This is a genomic window from Zunongwangia sp. L-65, from assembly GCF_056859415.1.
Map to the genome: position 1 here is coordinate 1 of NZ_JBSXOK010000009.1, position 4,163 is coordinate 4,163.

General features: G+C 46.1%; 1 protein-coding gene. It reads left to right on the forward strand.

The window, feature by feature from the left end; genetic code table 11:
• Positions 1-4,163: helicase-related protein (locus tag AC13DP_RS00145; RefSeq protein WP_483067080.1), on the forward strand; the 4,163-nt coding region annotated here is incomplete at both ends.

A 4,163-nucleotide genomic window follows, 5' to 3' on the forward strand; every position in this document is an offset into this window, starting at 1 on the left:
AATAGTGTGCTGACCGCCTTTTATACCCCGCAGGTAGTTCCCGAAACTTTATATACTGTTCTGGCAGCACAAAACCTGCAACCCAAACGATTGTACGAACCTTCAGCAGGTTCCGGCATTTTTATTAGTGAAGCTGTAAGGGCTTTTCCTGAATTAGAACAGATTACCGCTGTAGAGAAAGATACCCTTTCCGGACTGGTACTTTCCGCAATCAACAGTACACTGCCTGTTCCGGCAGAAACCCATATCACCGGTTTTGAAGAAGCTCCTGTTGCGGACAATTCCAGTTATGATCTTATCGTCAGCAATATTCCGTTCGGCAATTTTTCGGTATATGATGAGGCGTATCCCGATAAAGCACTCTCAGGAAAAATACACAATTACTTTTTTGCCAAAGGACTTGACAAACTGGCTGATGGCGGTCTCATGGCTTATATTACCACCGATGCTTTCCTAAATAGCCCATCCAATCAAAAAGCAAGGGAATACTTATTTGGCAAAGCGGATTTTATAAGCCTGTCCGTTATGCCCGATAACCTGATGAAGGATACGGGCAATACCGAAGCTCCCAACCACCTATTGATTGTACAAAAGAATGCAACAAAAGAGACCCTATCCGAAGAAGAAGCCTTACTGATGACTACCATACCATTAGAGAATGAATATGGAACCTATCATAGCAATAGTTATATCCAACAGCATCGGGACATTATTACGGGTAATACCCTCCAACCGGGTAAAAATCAATACGGACAGGCACATGAAACCGTATGGCAGCAAGGCGACCTTAATGCCATTCGTGAAAAACTCGGACAGACGATTACCGAAGGTTTTAATACCCGTTTAAATCGCGAGCGTTATTTCCAAAGTCAATCCCTGCCAATAGAAAAACAGGGATTTGGTGGCGGGAAACTGACCTATCTTCCGATGCCCGAAAACAAATCGGAAACCGTTTCAGTACAGTTAGGGCTTTTTGATACGGCACCGGCAGAACAGATCAACCGTGCCATAGCCTATATCAACCCTTTGGATGCAACCGTCGTTCGAAAAGAAAGTGCACGGCTTATCAGTACCATTCGCACTACTGATAAGCCTACGCACGAGAGTATTGTACTCTTGGCAGCCAAACAACAAAAATCCAATCGCTACCTATATAAACTATATTCCAACGTCAAGGAGATTGATTATTTCTCCGCCAACTGGATGGATGCCCGCTTATTGGGACATGAACTGCAAAACCTGTCCGGGGAATTGCAAGGGTTTGGCCATGCGTTTACTTACGAAGGTGATCAAACCTTAGAAGGAATATTTCAATTAAACGGGCAGGCAGCACGTCCCTTTACCAATATACACCCCTTTCATAAAGAAGGTACACTGATCGTTTATCAGGGACAGGTGGGTACGCTTTCCGAAATTGATAATGATTTTAAAAATGCGGTGTTCCAACCCTTGGGTATGCAAACCGATAAGCGTTTCTATGAACACTATATAACCCTTCGGGATGAGTACCTAAAAATCTCCGAAAAAGAAACTACAAGAACTCCGGTTCCCCAAACCGAACGGGATGAGTTGAACCAAAGTTACGACCGGTTCATTTCCCAATATGGGCAGTTAAACAGCCAAGGTAACCGTAGACGCATATTGGAAGATACCGCTTTCGGTTTGACCATGTTATCCTCCCTGGAACGCAGGGAAGGTGAACATTTTGTCAAGTCCGATATGCTGACCAGCACTGCTCAGGTATCCGTAAAACGTTTTGTCACCGATGACCCGATTGAAGCCCTGGCACACAGCCTGGACGATACCGGAAAGGTGGATATTGGGTTTATTGGTGCAGCCATGGGATTGGAAGAACCGGAAACGATTGCCCGTTTGGGCGAACATATTTACTTGAACCCGGTAAGCAAAGATTGGGAAACCGCAGATCAGTTCCTGAGCGGTAACGTAGTGGAAAAATTACGACAGGCAAAACAACAAACGGATACCGAAAATGATACCCCACAAGTACAACGAAGCCTAAACGCTTTGGAAAAAGTACAACCCGAACGCATTCCTTTCGAACTATTGGACTTTAACCTGGGCGAACGCTGGATTCCCGTAAGCTATTATGAACGTTTTGCAGCGGAACTCTTCGAGCAACATACGGATATCAATTATTTCCCTTCCCTGGATGCCTTTAAGGTCACCACCGGGATGAATACCAAAGTAGCCCGGGAATTTGCGGTTACTCCGAAAAGCGGACGGACAACCTATGGCTATACCTTGCTGGAACATGCCCTGGAAAACACAACCCCGTTTTTCACCTATGAGGTATCCGTTGGGAATGGCAAAAGCATACGGGTTCCCGATAATGAAGCCATTCAACTGGCGCACCAAAAGATCGACCAGATACGAAATGGCTTTATAGACTGGCTCAAGGAACTGCCGGATACCGATAAAAAGCATATCGAAAACCTGTATAACGATACTTTCAATTGTTATGTACTACGGGAATTTGACGGTAGTCACCTGAACTTTCCCGGACTGGACAAAAAGGCTTTGGACATTGAAGATTTGTACAGCAGTCAGAAAAATGCAGCCTGGCGCATCATCCAGAACCGGGGCGCACTGATCGATCACGAAGTGGGATTGGGAAAAACCCTTACCATGATCGTTTCCGCTCAGGAAATGAAACGCCTCGGTATTGTCCAAAAACCGATGATCCTTGCCCTGAAAGCCAATGTTAATCAAATTGCGGAAACCTATCGCAAAGCCTATCCCAATGCCCGGATATTGTCCCCGGGGCAAAACGATTTCACCCCTGCTAAAAGGCTGCGCTTATTCCATGAAATCAAAAACAACAACTGGGATTGTATTATTCTTACCCATGACCAGTTCGGTAAAATACCACAGTCCCCGGAAATGCAGCAACAGATCTTCCAGATGGAACTGGATCATATCGAGCGTGACCTGAATACGGTCAGGGAGTTGGGCGGGGCGATTTCCAAAAAGATGCTCAAAGGGCTGGAAATCCGCAAAAACAACCTGGAAGGAAAATTAAAAACGGTACTCAAGGATATTGAAGAAAAGAAAGACACCGGCATCAACTTTAAGGAAATGGGTGTTGACCATTTGTTTGTGGACGAATCCCATAAGTTCAAAAACCTGACCTTCACCACCCGCCATAACCGGGTGGCCGGACTAGGCAATATGGCGGGGAGTCAAAAGGCGCTCAACATGCTTTTTGCCGTGCGCACCTTGCAGGAGCGTTTCAATTCCGATCTCTGTGTGACCTTCTTATCGGGTACACCGATTTCCAACAGCCTGACGGAAATGTACCTGCTTTTTAAATACCTGCGCCCTAAAGAAATGGAACGCCAGCGTATTGAAAATTTTGACGGCTGGGCAGCGGTATTTGCCCGTAAAACCACGGACTTTGAGTTTAGTGTCACCAATGAGATTATTGCCAAAGAACGCTTCCGTCATTTTATCAAAGTTCCTGAACTCGCTTTGTTCTATAACGAGATTACCGATTACAAAACCGCCAGGCACATCAACCTGGATAAACCGGAACTCAGGGAAACCCTGGTCAATATTCCGCCTACACCGGAGCAATCGGTGTTTATCAAAAACCTGATGCAATTTGCAAAGACCGGTAATGGAGAACTGATCGGGCGTGGCAGGCTAACCCCGGAAGAAGATAAAGGGCGAATGCTTATAGCAACCAATTACGCCAAGAAAATGGCAGCGGATATGCGGTTGGTAGATGATTGGAAATACGGAGACCATCCGGATAACAAGGTGAATACCGCCGCAAGAAAGATCGCTGAAATTTATCACCACACCCAGCCTCATAAAGGGACGCAGATTGTCTTTTCGGATATCGGAACTCCCAAACCGGATCGGTTTAATATTTATGATACCCTGAAGGAAAAACTGGTGAGGGATTTTAATATCCCAGCCCGGGAAGTCACTTTTATTCACGACTGGACGGATCGCAAGAAACCGGAGCTGTTCCGTAAGATGAACCGGGGTGAAATCCGCATCCTGCTCGGAAGTACGGAAAAAGCGGGAACCGGTTTGAATGTACAGGAGCGAGTGGTAGCAATGCACCATTTGGATATTCCCTGGAAGCCTTCGGAACTGGAACAGCGCAATGGCCGTGGGGCACGGCAGGGTAACCG